Source organism: Isoptericola luteus (assembly GCF_020297055.1).
Taxonomy (GTDB): Bacteria; Actinomycetota; Actinomycetes; order Actinomycetales; family Cellulomonadaceae; genus Isoptericola; species Isoptericola luteus.
Genome location: NZ_JAIXCQ010000009.1, coordinates 92,471 through 113,988, shown reverse-complemented (window position 1 = coordinate 113,988; position 21,518 = coordinate 92,471). Strand labels below are relative to the sequence as shown.

Below are 21,518 nucleotides of genomic sequence, written 5' to 3'. Positions count from 1 at the left end.
CGAGGAAGGTCAACGGCGCGGTTCCCAGCGCATCCAGCGCCGGGCGGCGAGCGCGCCGAGCAGCGTCCAGCCGGCGAGCACCGCCACGGGCACGGCAGCCGCCGCGAAGGTCTCGCCGAGGGTCAGCACCTGCCCGCCGTCGCCGATCCCCGCGGAACCGAGCAGCATGAGGTCGGTGATCGGACGCAACGGCGTGAACGTGCCGATCGTGGAGAACAGGCCGGACGACGCACCGGGAGCCCCGAACAGGCCGCCGAACGGGATCGCCACGATCAGCAGCGGCAGGGTCGTGAGCTGCGCCGACTCGACCGTCCGGGACAGCCCCGACGTCGCGGCGGCCAGCGCCGTGAGCATCACGGCGCCGCCGACCACGGCCACCACGACGAGCAGCGGGTTGACGAAGGCGGGCGGCTCCAGGACCAGCGACACCGCCACGATGCCCAGCACCGTCTGCGCCAGCGCCACGGCGAACGCCGGCACGGCGCCGCCCGCCAGGATCTCCACCCGCGAGCACTCGCCGACGAGGTAGCGCTTGAGCACCAGCTCCTCGCGCCGCGCCACGTACGTGACCGTGAGGTTGTAGTAGACGACGAACGCGAGGGACATGAACACCAGGAGGTTCACCATCATCACGCCCGTGGCGGCGGACGTCCCGGCGTCGATCCCCCCGACCGCCGCGAACAGCACCACCGTCAGGGGCGGCATGGCCAGCGCGTTGAACAGCGCCGTGCGGTTGCGCACCAGCAGCCGCAGCTCCGCGCGGGCCAGCACCGCGACCCGGCGCGGGCTGAAGCTCCGCGCAGGGGGCGGCAACGGGCGGCCGCCGGCGGGCGAGGTCGAGGCCAAGGTCTTCGTGGTCATGCCGCCACCTCCGAGGTGTCGTCGACGGCGCGGGTCCCGGCGCCGTCCATCGCGAGGAACGCCTGCTCCAGGGACGCCGAGCGGGCGTCCAGGTCGTCGAGGCGCAGCTGCCGGGCGTCGGCCCACTGCAGCAGGGTGTACAGGTCGTCCTGCAGGGCGGTGGTCCGCAGGCGCAGGCGGCCGGTGTGGTCGATGTCGGGCGCACCGACGACGCCGGCCAGCACCGGCAGGTCCGCCACGGCCGGGGCGAGGGCCCCGCCGTCCCGCCCGCGCACCACGCACTCCAGCCGGGCCGGCTCGGCGGCGACGATGTCCGCCACCGTGCCCGAGCGGACGATCCGGCCCCCCTGGAGGATCGCGATGCGGTCCGCGAGCTGCTCCGCCTCCTCGAGGTAGTGGGTGGTGAGCAGCACGGTGGTGCCCGCGGCGAGCATGCCCTGCACGAGGCGCCAGGTGGCGCGACGGCTCTCCGGGTCGAGCCCGGTCGTGGGCTCGTCGAGGAACAGCACCTCGGGGTCGCCCATGGTGGCCAGCGCCAGGTCGAGGCGCCGCTTCTCGCCGCCGGACAGGCTCGCCACCCGCACGTCGGCACGGTGCGCCATGTCGACGGCGCGCAGCACCTCGTCGACGGCGCGCGGCCGCGTCAGCGTGCCTGCCCACGTGCGAGCCGTCTCGGCGACCGTGAGGTCGCCGGAGAAGCCCGCACTCTGCAGCATGATGCCGAGCGAGCCGACGATCCGGCGACGCTCGCGGTAGGGGTCGTGGCCGAGCACGCGCACCTCGCCGCCGTCGGCGGGCGCGAGCCCTTCGACGAGCTCGACGAGGGACGTCTTGCCGGCGCCGTTCGTGCCGAGGAGCGCGACCAGCTCGCCGCGGTGGACGTCGAGGTCGACGCCGCGGACGGCCTCGAAGCTGCCGTACCGGCGTCGGGCCCCGCGGACGGAGACGATGGGTTGCGAAGTCATGCTCCCAGCCTGCGGGCGAGGCGTCGCCGCAGGTAGTGCCGTCTCTCACCGGTGCGCGGGCACCCGTCACGCCGGCGCGGTGACATCTGTCATGCGGCGGGTGACACCATCGACCCATGACCGAGCTGGTGGCGCTGTACGACGACGAAGGGCCCTGCGGCGTGGCCGACCGCGCGCGGGTGCGGGCACAGAACCTGCGGCACGCGTCGACCGGCGTGCTCGTACGCCGCTCGACGGGCGACGTCTACGTGCACCGCCGCACCGAGACCAAGGACCTCTACCCCGGCCGGTACGACATCTGCGCGGGCGGCGTGGTGCTCGCCGGCGAGGAGCCGTACGACTCCGCGGTGCGCGAGCTCGCGGAGGAGCTCGGGGTCACCGGCGTCGAGCTGGTGCCCCTCGGGTTCGCCGACTACGCCGACTCCCGCACCCGGATGCGGGAGTTCCTGTACGAGTGCACGTACGACGGCCCCGTCACGTGGCAGCCGGAGGAGGTCGCGTGGGGCGCATGGGTCGCGCCGGCCCTGCTGCTGGAGCTGCTCGACGTCCTGCCCTTCATGCCCGACACCGTCGTCGGGATGCGCGGCCACGTCGAGGCGCTCGCCGCCGGGGAGCCCGCCCGCCCGTCGCGACCGGCCGGGCCCCGGGGCACCGTGCAGCCAGGCGTCGTCCACCATGTCGAGCTGTGGGTGCCCGATCTCGCCCGCGCCGAGCGTTCGTGGGGCTGGCTCCTGGGCGAGCTCGGGCACCGGCCGTACCGGTCGTGGGAGCACGGGCGGTCGTGGCGGCTCGGCGACACCTACGTCGTCGTCGAGCAGAGCCCGGCGATGCGCGACGGCGGCCACGACCGCCGGCGCGCCGGACTGAACCACCTGGCTCTGCACGCGGGCACTCCGGCGCAGCTCGACGCCCTGGTCGCCGCGGCGCCGAAGCACGGTTGGACCCTGCTCTTCGCCGACCGCCACCCGTTCGCCGGCGGGCCCGAGCACCACGCCGCGTACCTGGAGGACGCCGACGGCTTCGAGGTGGAGCTCGTGGCGGGCTGAGCCGGCGCACGGCGAGAGCCGGAGAGCCCCGGCGAGGACGGCTACCTCGGCGAGGGCTGCGCGACCTCCCGCAGCAGGTCCACCGACAGGGGCGCGATCGGGTGCGACGCCACCGGGTCGGCCGGGTCCACCCAGACGTGCTCGGCGAGCTCGGCCCGGACCTGGACATCGACGTCGTCGGGGCCCGCGCCCGCGTCCAGGTCGACCTCGAACACGTGCGCGTCGACCACGTGGTCCGGCTCGTTCGCGGCGACGGCGGTGCGCCGCCCGAGCGCCCGCACCGACGCGGGGTCGACGTCGAGCCCGATCTCCTCGGCGCACTCGCGCACGAGCGCGGCCAACGGCTCCTCGCCGGGCTCGATCTTGCCGCCGACCTGCATGAACGAGGTCGTGCCACGCTTGCGCACCAGCAGCGCTCGCCCGTCGCCGCGCACGATGACGGCAGCGACGATGTGCAGGGTGGTGGTCCGGTCGGTCATTTCACCCCTGATCCGAGAACTCCTCGATGACGGTGCCGCCGAGCACCTTCACGACCAGCGGGACGCCGGCCAGCCCGGGGGCGGCGGCAGCCTGGTCGTCGTCGGTGGAGTCGTCGTACTCCGCGTAGTCCGCGTCCTGCGCGGCGTTGGGCACCGGGACGGTCCGCTGCTGCGAGCGCGCCTGCGACTCGCGCACCTGCCGCTCGGCGGCCTGGCGCGGAGTCTCCCGCACGTGCGGGCCGGCCGCCGGCGCGGCGGGCTGACCCGCCGGGGCCTGCGAGCCGGGTGCGGGCCCGGCCGATCGGGCAGACGTCGACAGCGCGGTCGTCTCGCCCGGGTCTCCCGCGGGGTCGGGTTCCGTCGGCCACGGCTCGGGCGGCGGTTCGGGCGCGTGGGCAGGGTCGGCAGGCTCGGCGAGCGGCACGCCCGCGAGCCACGCCGCGTCTGCGGCGTCCGACACCGCGGCGCCCTGTGTCGTTGCGCCGGGTGTCGTTGCGCCGGGTGTCGTTGCGCTGGGCGCCGCGTCCGGGGCCGGTACGGGGCGTTCCGCGAGGGCGAGCCCACCGCCGGGCGACGACGGCGCAACCGCCGTGCCGGCAGCCGGCCCGGACTGCCCGGACTGCCCGGACGCCACGCCTGGTGCCGCAGCGGTCCACGACGCCACGCCGCCCGACGTCGAAACGGTCGACGACGCCACGCCGCCCGACGGCGCCGCCTCTGATCGCGACCCCGTGCCGGGACGGGACGTTTCCCCTCGCCCGTCGGGCCGGGACTCTCCCGGTGCCGCGGACGTCGGGGCTGCCGGTCCGGTGCCCGCGGGGCCACCCGCCCCCCGGGGACCGGCGCCCGGTGCTCCACCGGCGCCACCGGGCGTCCCTCCGGGGGTGCCGGCGTCGCCGACGATCGCCTCGACGCGGGCCCGGACGCCGAGCGTCTGGTACAGCGCCTCCTCGACCGCCCCGACGTGGCGTGGCTGGGAGAACGTGCGCGCGATGCCCGCCGCGGCGAAGCCCAGGCGGAGCACCCCGCCGTCGAGCGTCACGACCTGGGCGTTCTGGCTCACGAGCGTCTGCGTGACGCGGCCGAGGTTGGCGAGCACCTCGTCCCAGCGGCGCCGCACCGTCTCGGTGGTCACCCCTCCGGACGGCGCCGCCGCCTCCGCGGCCGGAGCCTCTGCCGTTGGCTGCTCCGCCGACGACCGGTCGGCCGAGTCCGGTGCCGACGCGGATCCCGATGTCGGCTGCTCCACCGACCGCGCCGGGGCCTCGACGTCCGGGCTCGGCACCTGGGCTGCGGGGAGTCCCGCTCCGTCCCCCGGCTCGGTCGGCGGCTCTGCCCCGCGCTCGCGCTCGCGCGTGGGCGTGGGCTCGCGCGTGGGCTCGGTCCCGAAGGCGGGCACGGGCTCGGTCCCGAAGGCGGGCGTGGGCGCAGGCTCGGTCTCGGACACGGTGGGCGCCTGCGGCTCCGAAGAGGGCGCCGGGTCGTCCGCGGGAGCGGACGGCGAAGGCGCGCCCGACGAGGCGGGGGCCTGAGCCTGCGCGGACGAGGGAGCAGCCGCGGGTCGAGCGGCAGGCTCGGCCGGAGCCCCGGGCTCGGCCGGGCGCCGGCTCGCCAGGAGCGCGGCACGAGCCGCCGCGGCACCGCTGAGCCCGCCGGGTACGGACGCCGACGACGCCACCGACGACGACGCACTGCCGTCGGACGTTCCGGGCGTCCCGCCGGAAGCCTGGCCGGACGGCACGGCACCGGCCGCGACGCCGCCCTGCGCGACCGTCCCCGCGGTGGCACCCACCGGGACGACGCCCCGCTCCAGACGGTCGAGCCGCGCCGCCAGCCCGGCGGCGCCGTCGTCGGCCCCGGGCAGCAGCAGGCGCGCGCAGAGCAGCTCGAGGTGCAGCCGTGGCGACGTGGCACCTGTCATCTCGGTGAGCGCGGCGTTGACGAGGTCGGCTGCGCGCGACAGCTCCGCCACGCCGAGCCGCGACGCCTGGGCGCGCATGCGCTCGAGCTGGTCGGTGGGCAGGCCGCGCAGCACGACCTCGGCCTCGTCCCCGGACACGGCGATGACGATGAGGTCACGCAGCCGCTCCAGCACGTCCTCGACGAAGCGGCGCGGCTCGTGCCCGGTGGCGACGACCTGGTCCACGACGCGGAAGATCGACGCCCCGTCCCGCGCGGCGAGCGCGTCCACGACGTCGTCGAGCAGCGTCGCGTGGGTGAACCCGAGCAGCCCGACCGCGGTGTCGTACTCGACCGTGCCGCCGCTGGCGCCGGCGATGAGCTGGTCCAGCACGGAGAGGCTGTCCCGGACGGAACCGCCGCCGGCGCGCGTCACGAGCGGCACCACGCCGCCGCCCAGCTCGATGCCCTCGGCCGCGCAGAGCTGCTCGAGGTACGGGCCGAGCACGTCCGGCGGCACGAGCCGGAACGGGTAGTGGTGGGTGCGCGAGCGGATGGTGCCGATCACCTTGTCCGGCTCCGTCGTGGCGAACACGAACTTGATGTGCGGCGGCGGCTCCTCGACGATCTTGAGCAGGGCGTTGAAGCCCTGCGGCGTCACCATGTGCGCCTCGTCGAGGATGAAGATCTTGTACCGGTCGCGTGCCGGGGCGAACGTGGCGCGCTCCCGCAGGTCGCGAGCGTCGTCGACGCCGTTGTGGCTCGCCGCGTCGATCTCCACCACGTCGAGCGAGCCGGGGCCGCCGCGGGCCAGCTCGACGCACGAGTCGCACTCGCCGCACGGGGTGTCGATCGGGTTCTCCGGCGTGTTCCGCGCGCAGTTCAGCGTGCGCGCGAGGATGCGGGCCGACGTCGTCTTGCCACAGCCGCGGGGGCCGGAGAACAGGTAGGCGTGGTTGACGCGCCCGCTGCGCAGCGCCTGCATGAGCGGTGCGGTGACGTGCTCCTGGCCGATCACCTCGGCGAACGTCTCGGGCCGGTAGCGGCGGTACAGAGCGGTGGTCACCCCCGCAACTGTAGACGTCGCGGCCGACAGTCACGAGGCGCCGCCGTCACCCCGTGGACGACCCGGTGGACGACCCGGCGGGCGTCCTCGTCGCGGCGTCCGCGTCCCGGCGGCGCGCGATCGCGACCACCTGCTCCTGCAGGGTCGCCGTGGTCGCCTCGACCCACCGCGCGACGACGGCGAGCTCGTCAGGCGTGAAGCGTGCCGTGACCGCGGCCATGCCCTGCGTGAGCCCGGCAACGGCCGCGACGAGCTCCGGCGACGCGGGACCGCCGGCCGCGATGACGAGCCGGCGGCGGTCGTCCGGGTCGCGCTCGCGACGCGCGTGCCCGCCGCGCGCCAGCCGGTCCACCAGCCCCGTGACCGCCCCCGCCGTGAGCCCGGTGCGCCGCGCCAGCTCCGACGCCGACATCGGGCCCTCCCTGCGCAGGATCCCGAGGGCCTTGTGGTCGGCGGCGGACAGGCCCATGAGCGAGCCCAGCGCGTCGTGGAAGAGCACCACCGCGTCGCTGAGCTCGGTGCCCATCAGCGCGCCAGGGTCCTGGGGACCGCTCTGGCCGGTCGTGTCGTCCGCCGTCATGGTCACATCCTCCATCATGGCTTATAGTTCAGTACGCTAAACCATTTAGTCCACCGAAGCAGTCGGGAGTCCTCATGCACACCGCGTTCACCGAGGCCTGGACGGCCTTCGTCCAGGCGCTGTCCTTCACCGGTCGCCACTACCTCGTCGTCGCGGGCTTCGGCATCCTGGTGTCCGCCCAGCGGTTCCTCTCCGTCGGCGGCGAGGAACGGTTCGCCTGGGCGGGCGGCATCGCCGGCGAGGCGTTCACGACGGCGGTCCGCCTGCTGTTCGTGCTCTGGCTCGTCCGGACGCTCTTCACGGGCTCGCAGGTGCCGTGGTCGCAGGTCTGGCCGCGCGTGACCCGCTTCGCCGAGGCGCACACCGGGATGCTGCTCGCGAGCGCCGTGCTGCTCGTCGCGCTCACCCTGGTCGCCAAGGTGCTCCCGGCCGTCGTCGCCGGGACCCTCGCGGCCGACGCGCAGGCGTCGTTCGCCGCTTGGGAGCTGGCGGTCAAGAACGTCACCGTCATCCCGTTCACCCTGGTGTGGATGACGACGATCGTTCACATCGCCACCACCGCCCGCGTGCCGACGTCGTGAATTCTTCGCCTCTAGGCCCCGGAAGCGAAGAATTCACGACGTCACGAACCGATCGACGCCAGCGGATCAGCGGCGCAGCGCCCGCCTCGCCAGCGTGTTCCCCAGCCACTGCACGAGCTGGACGATGACGATGATGATCGCCACGACGATCGCCGTCGTGCCCCAGTCGTACTGCCGGTAGCCGTAGACGATGGCGAAGTCGCCCAGCCCGCCCGCTCCGAGGTAGCCGCCGATGGCGGACATGTCGAGCACCCCGACGAACAGGAACGTGGTCCCCAGGATCAGCGGCGACAACGCCTCGGGGACGAGCACCGTGCGCACGATCCGCAGCGGGGAGGCACCCATCGCGCGTGCGGCCTCGACCACGCCCGGGTCGATCGACACGAGGTTCTGCTCCACCAGGCGCGCGAACACGAACGCGGACATCACGCACATCGCGAACGTGAACGCCTCGATGCCGATCGTCTTGCCGACGACCGCACGCGTCACCGGTCCCAGCGCGACCAGGAAGATGATGAACGGCACCGGCCGCACGATGTTCACCAGCACGTTGAGCACCGCGAACACCGGCCCGTTGGCGAGCAGGTTGCCGGGCCGTGTCAGGTACAGGCCCATGCCGATGGCGAGGCCCGCCACGCCGCCGACGGCGAGCGCGACGAGCACCATCCACGACGTCTCCAGGAATGCCTGCCACAGCAGGGGCAGGAGCTGCTCGGTGCTCACAGGTCGTTCCCTTCCAGGAGACCGGTAGGTCCGCCGGACGGTGCGGCGTCGTCGAGCGGGTCCCGCGCGGTGCCGTGGTCGACGACGTCGGTGACGGCGCGCAGGCCGGCGACGGCGGCCTCGACGCGCGGGTCGTCCCCCGCGGCGCCGTCCGCGACGATCTCGAGCGTGAGCGACCCGTACGGCCGCTCGGCCACCTCGGTGATGCCGCCGTACACGATGGTGCCGTCGACGCCGTGCTCACGAAGCACGTGGGTGACGTGCGCGGACGAGCCGGACACGTCGTCCACCCCGACCGTGACGATGCGGCCGGTGTGCCGGGCGCGCAGGCGCGCGATGACGGCCGGCGAGGGCCGGTCCTTGAGCGCGGTGGAGACGAACCGGCGGGTGACGTCCTGCCGCGGCGCGCTGAAGACCTGGTACGCGTCGCCGAGCTCCACGACCTTGCCGTGCTCCATGACGGCGACGCGGTCGCACACGGAGCGCACCACGTCCATCTCGTGCGTGATGACGACGACGGTGATCCCCAGCTCGCGGTTGACCCGCTGCAGCAGGGCGAGGACGTCGTGCGTGGTCTCGGGGTCGAGGGCGCTGGTGGCCTCGTCGGCGAGCAGGATCTTCGGGTTGGTGGCGAGCGCCCGGGCGATGCCGACACGCTGCTTCTGCCCGCCGGACAGCTTGGCCGGGTAGACGTCCGCCTTGTCGGCGATGCCGACGAAGTCGAGCAGCTCGCGCACCCGCTCGCGGCGCCGGGCCCTGGGCCACCCGGCGACCTCGAGCGGGTACGCGACGTTGCCCGCGACGGTGCGCGAGCTCAGCAGGTTGAACTGCTGGAAGATCATCCCGATGCCGGCGCGGACGGGCCGCAGCCGGGCCTCGGAGAGCCCCGTGAGGTCGGTGCCGTCGACGACCACGGCACCGCCCGTCGTCCGCTCGAGCGCGTTGACGAGCCGCACCAGCGTGGACTTGCCCGCGCCGGAGTAGCCGATGACGCCGAAGATCTCCCCAGCCCGGATGTCGAGGGTCACGCCGTCGACGGCGCGCACCTCGGCCCCCTTGCGGCCGGGGAAGATCTTGGCCGCCTCACGGAAGCTGATGATCGGTGCAGGCATCAGCCCTGCGCGCCCAGGTTGGTCTGGATGTCGGTGAGGATGCGCTGCAGGTCGGCCGCGTCGTTGTCCTTGATGACGCCGGTGCCGCCGGACGCCTCGAGCACGCCCTCCTCGATCTCCGGGCTGTGGAAGATGTCGACGAGCTTGTTCAGCGTCTCGTCGTCGGCGTCCTCCGCGCGGGAGACCCACACGTTGATGTACGGCTCGGCCGCGGCGGAGTCGGGGTCGTCGCTGAAGAGCGCGTCGTCCGCCGTGAGGCCGGCGTCGCCGACGAAGTCGTTGTTGATGATCGACGCGTCGACGTCCTGCAGGGCGAGCGCGGTCTGCGCGGCGTCCACGGGGGTGACGGTGATCTTCGACTCGTCGGCGATCACGTCCGCCGGCGTCGAGAAGGAGTTGCCGCCGTCCTTGAGCGTGATCAGGCCGGCGTCCTGGAGCACGAGCAGCGCGCGGGCCTGGTTGGTGTCGTCGTTGGGGATGGCGACCTCGCCGCCCGCGGGGATCGCCTCGACCGTGTCGTGCTTCGCCGAGTAGAGCGCCAGGGGGTAGACGGCGGTGGCCCCGATCGGGGTCAGGTCGCTGCCCGACGCCACGTTGTAGCCCGCGAGGAACTGCAGGTGCTGGAACTGGTTGAGGTCCAGGTCTCCGTCCGTCAGGCCCTGGTTCGGGAGCTGGTAGTCGGAGAAGTTGACGATCTCGACCTCGATGCCGGCGTCGCTCGCGGCGTCCGCGAACGTGGTCCAGTACTCCTCGCCGGACGAGACGACGCCGATGCGGACCGGGTCCTCGGCGGAGCCGGAGGCCGCGCCGTCGGCGGCGGCGTCGCTGCCCGGGGCGGCGCACGCGGTGACGGCGAGCGCGACGGCGGCGAGAGAGCCCGCGGCGCGGACGGCGCGACGGGCGGTGGGACGGGCGGTGCTGGACATGGTGAGTCCTTCCAGGGCAGGCGACACCGGTGTGGATCGGCGGTGCCGGTGAGCATGAGGGGCGGCGGCCCCGGCCATCAGCGCGGGGCGGGCGCGGGTGTGGTGGTGACCAGGCAGAGCCGGGTCATCGAGGACGGCGGCACCGGACGGCGCGTCGTCAGACGCTCGGGGTCAGCGTCCCTCGCACATTCGCCCCGCGGTGCTCGCGCGGCAGCACATGGCGACGCGCGGCAGGGAGTGCGCGGTCGTCGTGGCTGTCGTGGCGATGCGGGGCATGGCACAAGGTGACCACCCCGGATCGGTGTTCGCCAACTCGGCCGACCGGAAATCTCGCCATGCGAACACAAAACCATCCGCATCGTGGGCAGAGTGAGGCCGGTCACTCGTCGGGCGCCCCGGAGGCGCGAAAGGACCCCCCGTGCACCCACCAGAGCTCACTTACCCTTGCTGCCTTCCGGCCCTGGGGGAGTTCGGCGAGATGGTGCCGCACGAGGGGTCTGGGAACAGCCTAACCGAGAGGGCCCCGTGCACCGAAACCGCCGTCTCGCCGGCTCGATTTCGGGGCACCCGCTCCGGTCCGGTATCCTGCTCAGGCTGCTTGCGCCACCACCCGTCCGCGGGGAGGCGCCGGTCGCTCCAGGAGGATTCGCCTAGCGGCCTATGGCGCACGCTTGGAAAGCGTGTTGGGTTCACGCCCTCGGGGGTTCGAATCCCCCATCCTCCGCCGCCTGAAGGCCCGCACCGTTCGCCGGTGCGGGCCTTCGTCGTGAGGTGGGCTGCTCGACCCCGAGGCGGGTGGATCAGCCCAGGGGCGGCACCGCCAGGTCGATCAGCTCGTCGGCCTGCTCGACGAACCACTGCCCGGCGGGCGGGTCGACCATGCCGCGCTCCGGGTCCAGCGGCCCGCCGGTACCGCGGAAGCACTGGCCGTCGGACTCCCCCGGGACCTTGATCCACAGGTACGCGTCGACGAGCGGCTCGCCGGTGTCGAGGGTGGGCCGCACGCCCAGGCCGCGTCCGGGCGGGTTGCACCAGTCCTCGGCGTCCGTGTACGTGTTCGCCGACGTCGCCGGGTCCCACGGCCCCTGACCGTTGCGTGACGTGTCGACGACGAACGACGTCGTCGGACGCACGTCGCCGAGCTGCTCGGCGTACCGCGAGTCCACGCCGGCGGTGTCCAGCGCGGGGTCGGCGGCGCCCGCCGTCCACCGGCCGTACGGCGACATCTCGACGCCGGACCACCCGTTGGCGGGCCCGCCGTTCCAGTACTGGTTGCCGCAGTCGGCGAGCGCCCCGCCGGCCTGCGTGACGAGCGCGACGCACGACGAGATCCACCGCCCGTAGGCGACGGAGTTCTCGGTGTACTGGTAGTTCGAGGCGTTGAGGAAGAAGCCGTCCGCCCGCTCGACGCCTGCCTTGAGCAGGCGGTCGGCGTTGTCGCCCACGTTGAGCCACTTGCTGTTCCCGGCGTCGAGGTAGACCTTGGTCCCGGGCAGCGCACCGAGGGTGTCGACGGCGTGGTTGAGCATGGCGAACCGTTCGGCCGCTGCCGTCTCCGGGTCCGCCTCGTCGGGCTGGCACCACTCCTGCGTGCCCTCGTAGGTCGTGTACCAGGGGATGATGCCGAGCCCGTCCGGCTCGAGGACCACGACCGCCTGCTTGTTCCCGATGCCGCGGGCGAACCCGTCGATCCACGCCGTGTACTCGGCGAGGGACGTCGCGCCGCCCGCGGAGTACTGAGCGCAGTCGCGGAACGGCAGGTTGTAGGCCACCAGCACGGGGATCGCCCGGTCGGCGTGGGCGTGCACGACGGCGTGCTTGACGTCCTGCCGCACCTCCCGCGCGCTGCCTCCGGTGAACCACGACGCCGACGGGATGTCGGCGAGCGCCAGGGCGTCGTCCCGCGCGTCGCCCGTGAGACCGAGCTCCTCCACGTGAGCGAGGGTCGAGCTGTGGGGGTTGACCCACAGGACCGGGTCCCTGGGAGGTGGTGGGGCCGCGGACGCCGAGGCGGCTCCGAGGAGGGCGAGGCTGCCGACGCCGAGGACGGCAACCGACCTCAGGAGGGACGGTGTGATGGACCTGCCGATGGACCTGCCGAAAGACATGGAGATCTCCAATGACCCGATGTCGCAACGAACCTGGCATGCGGCCCGGGACACGGTGGGAGCGTTCCCATGGCTGCGGGTCCCAGCGTCCTCCGGTCCGGCGGCCGCGTCAACCGGTCGCCGGGGGCGGCGGCGACCCGCCGCAGTCCTCTGACCACGACCGACACCCGTGTCGGGATCGTGACGGGATCGTGTCCGTATCGGGAAGCGGCCTGGCCTCCACCACCGCGGCGGGCCCTACGATGGCAGCCATGATCTTCAAGGCCGTGGGGGACGGCCGTCCGTACCCCGACCACGGGCACGTCAGTGCCAAGGACTGGGTCGACGTGCCCCCGCGTCAGGTTCGCCTGGACGAGCTCGTCACGACCAAGCGCAACCTCAACCTCGACGCGCTGCTCGCCGAGGACTCGACCTTCTTCGGCGACCTCTTCGCGCACGTCGTGGAGTACCAGGGCGTCCTCTACCTCGAGGACGGCCTGCACCGCGCCGTGCGTGCCGCCCTCCAGCAGCGCCCCGTGCTGCACGCCCGCGTGCTCGTGCTGCGCTGATCCCACCCTCCCCGACGAACTCAGGTATTTTCTACGCGTGACAACACCGACCCCTGACCCGACGCGCCTGACGCGCCGTCGGCGCGAGCACGAACGCCAGGCCGTCGTCTTCGGCCTGATCATCGCGTTCCTGCTCATCGCTGCGCTGGGGGCCGTCGCCGCGTACTCGGGCGCCATCAGCACACCGTTCTCGCGCCCGATCTACACCCCTGTCGCCGTCGCGCCCAGCCCCGAGCCCTGCCTGCCGGCGGTGAAGGGGCAGCCCGACGGCGCGCTCCCGGTGCCGTACGAGAAGATCAAGGTCCGCGTGTTCAACGCGTCCGAGACCGGCGGGATCGCCTCGGCCACCGCGGAGGTGCTCGACGAGCGCGGGTTCACGGTCATCGCGACCGGCGACATGAGCAGGCAGGTCGAGACGTCCGAGCTGCACTTCGGGGTCAAGGGCATCACCCGCGCCTACACCCTCGCCGCGCAGTTCACCTCGATCCGGCTCGTGCTCGACGACCGCGACGGCGGCTCGGTCGACATGCTCGTCGGCAACCGGTACACGCCGCCGATGAACGCCGACCAGGTGCTCATCACCGCCGACACGCCCCTGCAGGACGTCCAGGGATGCGTCCCCGCCGACCAGATCACACCGATCGTCCGCGAAGAGCCCGCGGCGAGCGTCAAGTACGCCTGAGCCGGCGGCCCCGACCTCGAGGACCTGAACCCCACGACCCTGCCAGCAGGACCTGACGGTCAGTTCTGCGTCGCCGGGCCCGCGGGGACGGACGGCACCGACGCGGGCGACGCGGGCTCGGCCGAGGTGCCGCGCCACCGGGAGATGGCCCGCATCCCGTGGTAGATCACCAGGGCCGACGCCGTGCCGAGCGCGATCCCCTCGAAGGTCAGCTCGCCCGCGACCCACATGAAGTTCGCGATGCCGATGACGAGCGGCACGGCCGCCGTCGTGAGGTTCACCGGGTCACCGAAGTTCACGCGGCCCTGGACCCAGATGCGCGCGCCGAGGATGCCGATCATCCCGTAGAGCAACGTCGTGGCGCCGCCGAGCACGCCCGCCGGGATCGTCGCGATCAGGGCACCGAACTTGGGCGACATCGACAGCAGCAGGGCCGTCGCCGCCGCCACCCAGTAGGCCGCGGTCGAGTACACGCGGGTCGCGGCCATGACGCCGATGTTCTCGGCGTACGTCGTGGTGCCGGAACCGCCGCCCACCCCGGCCAGCGTGGTCGCCAGACCGTCGCTGAACAGCGCGCGGCCGGTGAGGTGGTCGAGGTTCCTGCCGGTCATGGCGGCCACCGACTTCACGTGGCCCACGTTCTCCGCGACGAGCACGAGGACCACCGGCACGAACAGGCCCAGCACACCGACGTCGAACGACGGGGTCACGAACTCGGGGAGGCCGACCCAACCCGCCGCCTCGACGGAGGTGAAGTCGACCTCGCCGCGGATCGTCGCGACGACGTAGCCGATGATCACGCCGACGAGGATCGACAGCCGGCCGAGGATGCCCTTGAACAGAACGGTCACGAGGATGATCGAGGCCAGCGTGACCGTGGCGGTGACCGGTGCCGCGCGGAACCCGTTGGTGCACGTCTGGACGATGGCGCCGTCGACGACGGACTGGTCGCACGACCCCCACGCCACCGGGGCGAGGTTGAGGCCGATGAGCGCCACGATCGTGCCGGTCACGACCGGCGGCATGGCGACGTCGATCCACCGCGCCCCGGCGAAGTGCACGACCACGCCGATGACGGCGAGCACCAGGCCGGTGACGAGAATGCCTCCCACCGCCACGGACTGCCCGTGCGACGCCGTCGCGGCGATGATCGGCGCGATGAACGCGAAGCTGGACCCCAGGTAGCTGGGCAGCCGGTTCCTCGTGATCAGCAGGAACAGCGCCGTGCCGATGGCGGAGAAGAACAGCGTCGTCGCGGGCGAGAAGCCCGTCAGCAGCGGCACGAGGAACGTGGCGCCGAACATCGCCACCACGTGCTGCATGCCGATGCCCACGGTGCGCGGCCAGCTCAGCCGCTCCTCCGGGGGGACGACGTCGCCAGGTCCGACGTGCTTGCCGTCGCCGTGCAGGGTCCAGCCGAGGCTCATGGTGCTCCGTCCGTCAGGCCCGCGCGGGGCCACATGGTCACCGATGCCGCTCGCCCGTGAACGTCCGGTGAAGATCGCCGCCGCACAGAGTACCGGCCGTCGCCCGCGGGGTCGCGAGGCGGGCAGCCCGGGACGCGATCCTCAGAGGCGCGTCGCGACCTCGCGGGCCACCAGGTCCAGGTGGTCGAGGTCGTGCAGGTCGAGCACCTGCAGGTACACCCGTTCGACGCCCTGGTCGCGCAGCGTCCCCAGCCGGTCCACGGCCTCGTCGACGGTGCCGGCGATGCCGTGCTCGCGCAGCTCCCCGGGCTCACGACCGATCGCGGCCGCCCGGCGCGTGAACTCCGCCTCGTCGGTGCCGACGGCGAGGACGAGCGCCACGGACTGCGTGATCGAGTCCGGGGTGCGCCCGGTCTCGGCCAGCGCGTCGTTGATGACGCCGATCCGCGCACCGACGGTGTCGAGCTCGGGGAACGCCTGGTTGTACTCGTCGCCGAACCGGGCCGCGAGCGCCGGCGTCCGCTTGGGTCCGCCGCCCCCGACGATGACGGGGATCCGCGCCTGGGCGGGCTTGGGCAGCGCCGGGGAGTCGACGAGCGTGTAGTGCTCGCCGTCGTACGAGAACGTCTCCCCCTCCGGCGTGCCCCACAGGCCCGTGAGGATCTCGAGCTGCTCGGTGAGCAGGCCGAACCGCCGGTCCGGGAACGGGATGCCGTACGCCTCGTGCTCGCGGGCGAACCAGCCCGCGCCCAGCCCGAGCTCGACGCGGCCGCCGGACATCTGGTCCACCTGGGCGACCTGGATCGCCAGGACGCCCGGGTGGCGGAACGTCGCCGACGTGACGAGCGTGCCCAGGCGGACCGTCGTCGTCTCACGGGCCAGCCCGGCGAGCGTCGTCCACGCGTCGGTGGGGCCGGGCAGGCCGTCGCCGCCCATCGCCAGGTAGTGGTCGGAGCGGAAGAACGCGCTGAAGCCGAGTCGTTCCGTCGCCTGGGCGACGGCGAGCTGGTCGTCGTAGGACGCACCCTGCTGGGGCTCGGTGAAGATGCGCAGGTCGAGGGTCATGGGGTCCTCACAGGTATCGAAGGGGCGTGGCGTGGCCGGTGCGGGGCCGCGGGTCGGCACGGGCCGGGACGGCCGTGTGGCGCCCGTCCCGCGGGAGGTCGCGCGGCCGCGGGTCACGACGCACGCGGCCGTGGCCGGCGACCGCCGGCCCGCGGTCAGGAGAAGTCGAGGCTGCCCTGGCGGGTGCGCTTGAGCTCGAAGAAGTCCGGGTAGGACGCGAGCGCCACGGCGCCGTCGAACACGCGCAGCGCGTCCTCGCCGCGCGGGATGCTCTGCAGGACGGGGCCGAAGAACGCCACGCCGTCGACGTGGATCGTCGGGGTGCCGACCTCCTGGCCGACGGGGTCCATGCCGGCGTGGTGGGACGTGGCCAGGGCGTCGTCGTAGTCCTGAGAGGTCGCGGCGTCGGCCAGCGACGCGGGCAGCCCGGCCTCGGCGAGCGCCTCGACGGTGACGTCGTCGAGCTCGTCCCGGCGGCCACCGCCGTGGATGCGCGTGCCGGCCGCGGTGTAGAACGCCGAGAACGCCTCGGGGCCGTGATCGGTCTGCACGGCCGCGGCGACCCGGCCGATCCCGCGGGACCGCTCGATCCTGGCGCGGTAGTCGTCGGGGATGTCCTTGTCGCGGTTGAGCAGGTACAGGCTCATCAGCCTGAACGTCAGGCGCACCTCGCGCTGCCCGGCCACCTCGAGCGCCCACCGCGAGGTGATCCACGCGAAGGGACACGTCGGGTCGACGTAGACGTCGACGACGGGCACCGTCGAGGTCGGTTCCGACGGTGCGTCCGCCGGTGTCTCGGCGGCCGTGCGGGTGGTGGTCTCGGTCTCGTTCGTGGTGCCGGAAGTCACGTGCGTCACCCTACGCCGAGGGTCGCTCCGCCAGCAGGCCGCGGGCCGCTGCACGGACCCGTCCGGGGCACGCGGGTAGCCTCGACGTGTGCGCAGGGTCCAGTGGTCGAGCGTCGCGACCGTCGTCGGTGCCGGCGTGGTGGCGCTGGTGATGCTGTGGGTCGCGATCCGGGGCCGCGCCTGGGCGCTGGTCCCGTTCGTCCTCGCCCTCGGCGTGGCCGTGCGCGAGGTGCGCCACCTCCAGCGGGCTGCGCGGCCGCCCGTCGGGTTCGACGAGACCCCGCGCGGACGCCGCCGCAGCGGCTGACGAGAAGGGCAGGACGGCGTCGTGCCTCCGCGAGAGTCACCCGCCGCGAGCATCGACACGCGATCGGTCGCGGTCTAGCGTCGACACCGGGGCGATGCCGCCCGACGACGCCCGACGACGCCCCGGCCGCATACCCCCGCAATGACCGGTACGGAGGTACCGCCATGGCCGCGATCGAGAGCAGCACGAGCGAGAGCACCGCGAGCGACGACGCCGCGGGAGCCGGACTCCCCAGGGACGCCACCGGCACGGACAGCAGTACGCCCCGAGGTGCTGGGCTGCCGGCGGACGGCGGGCTGTCGGCGGACGCGTTCGCCGACCAGTTCCTCGGCGCCTGGCTCGGCACGGTCGACGTGATGGCCGCGCACCTCGGCGACAGGCTGGGCTGGTACCGCGCGCTCGCCGCCTCCGGGCCTCTCACCTCGTCCGAGCTGGCGCACACCACCGGGACCGCGGAACGGTTCGCGCGGGAGTGGCTGGAGCAGCAGGCGGGGTCGGGCATCGTCGTCGTCCAGGAACGGCCCTCCCCCAGCCCGGCACCGCACGCCGACGAGGGCGCGCCCGGCGACGACCCCGACGACCTGCACCCCGACCACCCCCGGTCGACCGCTCGCACTCGCGCGTACGCGCTGCCCACCGGCCACGCGGAGGTGCTCACCGACGAGGCCTCGTTGCTGTACCTGGCGCCGCTCGCCCGGTTCGTGGGTGCGATCGCCGCCCGGATGCCGCAGCTTCTCGAGGCCTACCGCACCGGGAACGGCGTGTCGTGGGAGCAGTTCGGCGAGGACGCCCGGGAGGCGCAGTCCGACGCCAACCGCCCGTGGTTCACCCAGCGGCTCGCGCCGGCGCTGGCCGGGCTGCCCGCGGTCCACGACGCGCTCTCGATGCCCGGCGCACGGGTGCTCGACGTCGGGTGCGGGTTCGGCTGGTCCACGCTGGCGCTCGCCCGGGCCTACCCGCAGGCCGTCGTGCACGGGCTCGACGTCGACCTCCCGTCCCTGGACGCGGCCCGTACGGCCGCGGCCGAGGAGGGTCTCGGCGACCGCGTGACGTTCGAGCACCTGGACGCCGCACGGCTGGAGGCCGCCGAGCCCTACGACGCGGCCTTCGCCTTCGAGTGCGTGCACGACCTGCCGCACCCCGTCGAGGTGCTCGCGTCCCTGCGGCGCGCGGTCCGCCCGGGCGGCGCCGTCGTCGTCATGGACGAGGCCGTGGCCGACGAGTTCAGCGCCCCCGCCGACGACATCGACCGGCTCATGTACGGGTACAGCCTGTTCGTGTGCCTGCCGGACGGCCTGTCGACGTCGCCGTCCGCCGGTACCGGCACGGTGATGCGCACCTCCATGCTGCGCCGGTACGCACTCGATGCCGGGTTCACCGGTCTCGACGTGCTCCCGGTGGACGACTTCGCCGCCTTCCGGTTCTACCAGCTGATGCACTGAGGCACGGCACCGGTGCGGGCTCGACCCTCCCGCGGAGTAACCTCCGTGCCATGACTGCCGTTCGGACGCACACCCACGCCCAGGCCGTCGACGCCGCGATCGACCTCTTCTCACGCCAGGGGTACGAGCAGACGACGGTCGAGGAGATCGCCGACGCGGCGCAGGTCAGCCGTGCCACGTTCTTCCGCCGGTTCCGGTCGAAGGACGACGTGATCTTCGCCGACCACGAGCTCCTGCTGGAGGAGGTCGTGGTGATGCTCGCCGAGACGCGTCCGGAGGCGCGGGCGAGCGAGGAGTCGGGGCGCGCCCCGGAACGCGCCTGGGACCCGGCGACGGACCCCTACCTCGAGGTCTGCCGCGCGGCACGGCTCGTGTTCGACCACCACGTGGGGCAGCGGGAGACGTCGATCGCCCGCCACACGCTGCTGCAGCAGGTGCCGGCGCTGCGCGACCGCGAGCTCGTCACCACGCACCGGTACGAGCGCGCCTTCACCGCGTACCTGCGCGACACGCTGCCTCCCGACCGCTCCTCGACGACCATGTCGATCGCGTTCGCCGCGTCGGTGGTCGCGGTGCACAACGCGATCCTGCGCCGCTGGTTGCGCCACCCGCACCTCGACCTGCGGCCGGAGCTCGAGGAGGCGTTCGCCGACCTGCGGCGGGCCGCGGTCTCGTCCGACCCGCGCACCGCGGAGACCGCCGCCTCCGCCTCCGAGCACCCCGCGACCGAGGGCGTCAGTGCCACCGACGCGGGCGCTGGCACCTCGGGCACGGGCGTGTCGGGTGCCGGTGCGTCGGGTGCCGCCTCGTCTCGAAGGGGCACGCGAACCGGCGCCGAGGACGCGGGCACCGGCGCCGACGCCGGCAACGACGAGCCCGGTCGCGGGACGGGTCCCGCGGGGAACCGGTCGCGGTCCTCCGGGTCCGACGGGCGGCGCGTCGTCGTGACGGTCCTCGAGCCCGGCGCCGGCCCGGACGACGTCGCCCGGGCCGTGCGCGACGCGCTCCTGTAGCCGGCCGGCGGCCCGAACCCTCGACTCCCCCGCGCGCCGAGCCCGCGGCTCCCCCACCCACCGAGCCCGCGGCTCCCCCACCCACCGAGCCCGCGGCGGTGCGGGCGATGCCGGACGGGGAATGACGGTGTGGCATCCTGCGTTGTGCAGGACGCCGTCGGGACATCCGGCGGCGAGACACGTACGTACGTGCTCCGGGGTCGGTGAAATTCCGAGCCGGCGGTCACAGCCCGCGACCCGCGTCTCCCTCGGGAGAGGCGGTTGATCTGGTGGAACTCCAGAGCCGACGGTCAAAGTCCGGATGGGAGGAAGCACGTGCGGCGCGCCCCGGCGACGGGTGCGTGCCGCCCGGTCGTCGTGTCGTCGCGGCCGCCCCCTGGGGGCCGGCCTCGGCGACCCACGCCCGTCCCCCCGGAGTCGGTACGCCCGACCGGGAGAGGATCCGATGGACGCCATCAGCGCCCTTTTCGACGCCACACTGACCATCGGCGACCAGCATCTGCTGTGGCGCGAGATCATCGGCAACGCCTTTGGCCTGACCTCCGCGCTGGGCGGCATGCGGCGCAAGGTGTGGGCGTGGCCGATCGGCATCGTGGGCAACCTGGTGCTCTTCACCGTCTTCATGGGCTCCTGGTTCGGCGACGCCGGGCGTGCGGACATGCTCGGCCAGGCCGGCCGCCAGGTGATGTTCCTGATCGTCTCCGTGTACGGGTGGGTGCAGTGGCGCCAGACGCGGCGCGCCGCGCTCGAGGTGCGCGCCGACGGCAAGATCCCGGCCGACGGTGGCGTCGGGGTGCACCCGCACTGGGCGTCGTGGCGCCAGCGGGCCGGCATCGTCGTGGCGATGGCCGCGGGCACGCTGCTGCTGACCCCGCTGTTCCGCGCCCTCGGCTCGTTCGAGCCCGTGTGGGCCGACGCCTGGATCTTCATGGGCTCGCTGATCGCCACCTACGGCATGGCCAAGGGGTGGGTCGAGTTCTGGCTGGTCTGGGTCGCGGTCGACATCGTCGGCGTGCCCCTGCTCCTCGCCGCCGACTACTGGGCGACCGCGCTCATGTACGTGTTCTACGGGGTGTTCACGCTGGTCGGCTTCTTCGTCTGGTGGCGCATCCACCGGCGCGAGCGCGCGTCGGGCGACCTGGCGCGCGACGCCGCCATCTGACCGGGCCGGTCACGACGTGGCCGCCCATACTGGGACGGTGCAGATCGTCCTGGTCCGCCATGGCGCCCCCGAGGTGTCGGCGGCCGTGCCCGCACGGTCGTGGCCCCTCTCGTCCGAGGGGCGGGTGGCGAGCGCACGGCTCGGGCCGGCTGCGAGCCGTCGGGATGTCCCGGATCCCCCTCCCGAGGGCGTGCCCGGCGGCCTGCTGGGCGTGCTCCCTGCCTCGAGCCTGGCCGTCGCGAGCACCGAGCCGAAGTCGATCGAGACGCTCTGCCTGGCGCTCGGCACCCGGTCCGTCGCCACGGACGCCCGGTTCGACGAGGTGGCGCGCCCGGGAGAGCCGTTCGACACCTCGTTCCGCCAGGCGCGGCGAGCCTGGGTAGAGGGGACCCTCGACGGTCGGCACGCCGGCTGGGAACCGCCCGACGTCGCCGCCTTCCGGTTCGACGCCGCGGTGCGCGCCCACGCCCGCGCGGGCGGTGCCGACGCCACGGGGACGCGCACGCTGGTGATCGGCACGCACGGCATGGTCCTGACGGCGTGGCTCGTGTCGATCGGCCGAGTGGACCCCGGCGCGCCGGCCGCCCGCGCGTGGGACGAGCTGTCGTTCCCCGACGTCCTGCACCTCGAGTACGACCTCGCCTGACCCGGTCGCTCGGCCCCTGAGGGCCGCGCACC

21 protein-coding genes, 1 tRNA gene, 1 other RNA gene and 1 riboswitch are annotated in these 21,518 nt (G+C 73.6%); of the genes, 10 read left to right on the top strand and 13 right to left on the bottom strand.

Annotation, left to right across the window (positions count from 1 at the left end; genetic code table 11):
* Positions 1–9 precede the first annotated feature (9 nt).
* Both LEP48_RS13470 and LEP48_RS13465 read right to left on the bottom strand, forming a co-directional pair.
* Positions 10–861 (bottom strand): ABC transporter permease, encoded by an 852-nt coding sequence (locus LEP48_RS13470; RefSeq protein ID WP_225566109.1) that lies wholly within the window; start codon positions 859–861, stop codon positions 10–12.
* Positions 858–1,826, bottom strand: coding sequence for an ABC transporter ATP-binding protein (locus tag LEP48_RS13465; protein WP_225566108.1), 969 nt, complete (start codon positions 1,824–1,826; stop codon positions 858–860). The genes LEP48_RS13470 and LEP48_RS13465 overlap by 4 nt, the downstream gene beginning before the upstream one ends.
* A 116-nt stretch (positions 1,827–1,942) precedes the next feature.
* On the opposite strand from LEP48_RS13465, the gene LEP48_RS18850 reads away from it, so the two are divergent.
* Entirely contained in the window at positions 1,943–2,872 is a 930-nt protein-coding gene (locus LEP48_RS18850) for a VOC family protein (protein WP_308010038.1), read from the top strand.
* Between the two features lie 41 nt (positions 2,873–2,913).
* Here the strand turns inward: LEP48_RS18850 and LEP48_RS13450 are convergent, their stop codons facing one another.
* The 3 genes from LEP48_RS13450 to LEP48_RS13440 are packed head-to-tail and all read right to left on the bottom strand — an operon-like array spanning position 2,914 to position 6,896.
* Positions 2,914–3,351, bottom strand: a complete 438-nt coding sequence (locus LEP48_RS13450; protein ID WP_225566107.1) for an NUDIX hydrolase — start codon at positions 3,349–3,351, stop codon at positions 2,914–2,916.
* Position 3,352: 1 nt separating this feature from the next.
* A complete protein-coding gene (locus LEP48_RS13445; protein ID WP_225566106.1) occupies positions 3,353–6,316 on the bottom strand; it encodes a DNA polymerase III subunit gamma and tau in 2,964 nt (987 codons plus the stop codon).
* Between the two features lie 46 nt (positions 6,317–6,362).
* Positions 6,363–6,896: a MarR family transcriptional regulator gene (locus tag LEP48_RS13440; protein ID WP_225566105.1), complete on the bottom strand. Its 534-nt coding sequence runs from the start codon at positions 6,894–6,896 to the stop codon at positions 6,363–6,365.
* Positions 6,897–6,970: 74 nt separating this feature from the next.
* Between LEP48_RS13440 and LEP48_RS13435 the strand changes: the two genes are divergently transcribed.
* Positions 6,971–7,477: a hypothetical protein gene (locus tag LEP48_RS13435; protein ID WP_225566104.1), complete on the top strand. Its 507-nt coding sequence runs from the start codon at positions 6,971–6,973 to the stop codon at positions 7,475–7,477.
* A gap of 66 nt (positions 7,478–7,543) precedes the next feature.
* Here LEP48_RS13435 and LEP48_RS13430 read toward each other — a convergent pair whose 3' ends face one another.
* The 4 genes from LEP48_RS13430 to ffs all read right to left on the bottom strand — a co-directional run bounded on the left by LEP48_RS13430 (position 7,544) and on the right by ffs (position 10,739).
* The gene (locus tag LEP48_RS13430; protein ID WP_255641414.1) at positions 7,544–8,143 is read right to left on the bottom strand and encodes a methionine ABC transporter permease; all 600 of its coding nucleotides are present in this window, start codon (positions 8,141–8,143) and stop codon (positions 7,544–7,546) included.
* A 53-nt stretch (positions 8,144–8,196) separates the two neighbouring features.
* Complete coding sequence (locus LEP48_RS13425) at positions 8,197–9,312, bottom strand: methionine ABC transporter ATP-binding protein (protein WP_225566102.1); 1,116 nt, start codon at positions 9,310–9,312, stop codon at positions 8,197–8,199.
* Positions 9,312–10,238 carry a MetQ/NlpA family ABC transporter substrate-binding protein gene (locus tag LEP48_RS13420; protein ID WP_225566101.1) on the bottom strand — a complete coding sequence of 309 codons (927 nt, stop codon included), beginning with the start codon at positions 10,236–10,238 and terminating at the stop codon, positions 9,312–9,314. Before LEP48_RS13420 ends, LEP48_RS13425 begins: the two co-directional genes overlap by 1 nt.
* A gap of 404 nt (positions 10,239–10,642) precedes the next feature.
* An RNA gene (gene ffs / locus LEP48_RS13415) (signal recognition particle sRNA small type) lies at positions 10,643–10,739 on the bottom strand.
* A gap of 138 nt (positions 10,740–10,877) precedes the next feature.
* On the opposite strand from ffs, the gene LEP48_RS13410 reads away from it, so the two are divergent.
* Positions 10,878–10,962, top strand: a tRNA-Ser gene (locus LEP48_RS13410).
* Positions 10,963–11,038: 76 nt separating this feature from the next.
* Here the strand turns inward: LEP48_RS13410 and LEP48_RS13405 are convergent.
* Positions 11,039–12,172, bottom strand: a complete 1,134-nt coding sequence (locus LEP48_RS13405; protein ID WP_225566100.1) for a glycoside hydrolase family 6 protein — start codon at positions 12,170–12,172, stop codon at positions 11,039–11,041.
* 425 nt (positions 12,173–12,597) lie between these two features.
* Here LEP48_RS13405 and LEP48_RS13400 point away from each other — a divergent pair, with 425 nt between their 5' ends.
* Together LEP48_RS13400 and LEP48_RS13395 are read left to right on the top strand one after the other, a co-directional pair.
* On the top strand, positions 12,598–12,894 hold the full coding sequence (locus LEP48_RS13400) for a type II toxin-antitoxin system VapB family antitoxin (protein WP_225566099.1): 297 nt from the start codon (positions 12,598–12,600) through the stop codon (positions 12,892–12,894).
* Between the two features lie 37 nt (positions 12,895–12,931).
* On the top strand, positions 12,932–13,576 hold the full coding sequence (locus LEP48_RS13395) for a LytR C-terminal domain-containing protein (RefSeq protein ID WP_225566098.1): 645 nt from the start codon (positions 12,932–12,934) through the stop codon (positions 13,574–13,576).
* Positions 13,577–13,635: 59 nt separating this feature from the next.
* Here the strand turns inward: LEP48_RS13395 and LEP48_RS13390 are convergent, their stop codons facing one another.
* The 3 genes from LEP48_RS13390 to LEP48_RS13380 form a co-directional block, all read right to left on the bottom strand.
* A complete protein-coding gene (locus LEP48_RS13390) occupies positions 13,636–15,003 on the bottom strand; it encodes a uracil-xanthine permease family protein (RefSeq protein WP_225566097.1) in 1,368 nt (455 codons plus the stop codon).
* Between the two features lie 141 nt (positions 15,004–15,144).
* Entirely contained in the window at positions 15,145–16,068 is a 924-nt protein-coding gene (locus LEP48_RS13385; protein ID WP_225566096.1) for an LLM class F420-dependent oxidoreductase, read from the bottom strand.
* A 155-nt stretch (positions 16,069–16,223) separates the two neighbouring features.
* Complete coding sequence (locus tag LEP48_RS13380; protein ID WP_479691268.1) at positions 16,224–16,916, bottom strand: mycothiol-dependent nitroreductase Rv2466c family protein; 693 nt, start codon at positions 16,914–16,916, stop codon at positions 16,224–16,226.
* Between the two features lie 88 nt (positions 16,917–17,004).
* Here LEP48_RS13380 and LEP48_RS13375 point away from each other — a divergent pair, with 88 nt between their 5' ends.
* The 5 genes from LEP48_RS13375 (at position 17,005) to LEP48_RS13355 (ending at position 21,486) form a co-directional block, all read left to right on the top strand.
* The gene (locus LEP48_RS13375; protein ID WP_225566095.1) at positions 17,005–17,223 is read left to right on the top strand and encodes a hypothetical protein; all 219 of its coding nucleotides are present in this window, start codon (positions 17,005–17,007) and stop codon (positions 17,221–17,223) included.
* A gap of 164 nt (positions 17,224–17,387) precedes the next feature.
* Positions 17,388–18,665, top strand: a complete 1,278-nt coding sequence (locus LEP48_RS13370; protein ID WP_225566094.1) for a class I SAM-dependent methyltransferase — start codon at positions 17,388–17,390, stop codon at positions 18,663–18,665.
* A gap of 50 nt (positions 18,666–18,715) precedes the next feature.
* Complete coding sequence (locus LEP48_RS13365; RefSeq protein ID WP_225566093.1) at positions 18,716–19,678, top strand: TetR/AcrR family transcriptional regulator; 963 nt, start codon at positions 18,716–18,718, stop codon at positions 19,676–19,678.
* Positions 19,679–19,863: 185 nt separating this feature from the next.
* A riboswitch (FMN riboswitch) is annotated at positions 19,864–19,997 on the top strand.
* A 126-nt stretch (positions 19,998–20,123) separates the two neighbouring features.
* Positions 20,124–20,840 (top strand): nicotinamide mononucleotide transporter family protein, encoded by a 717-nt coding sequence (locus tag LEP48_RS13360; protein WP_225566092.1) that lies wholly within the window; start codon positions 20,124–20,126, stop codon positions 20,838–20,840.
* A 37-nt stretch (positions 20,841–20,877) separates the two neighbouring features.
* On the top strand, positions 20,878–21,486 hold the full coding sequence (locus tag LEP48_RS13355) for a histidine phosphatase family protein (RefSeq protein ID WP_225566091.1): 609 nt from the start codon (positions 20,878–20,880) through the stop codon (positions 21,484–21,486).
* Positions 21,487–21,518: the final 32 nt, after the last annotated feature.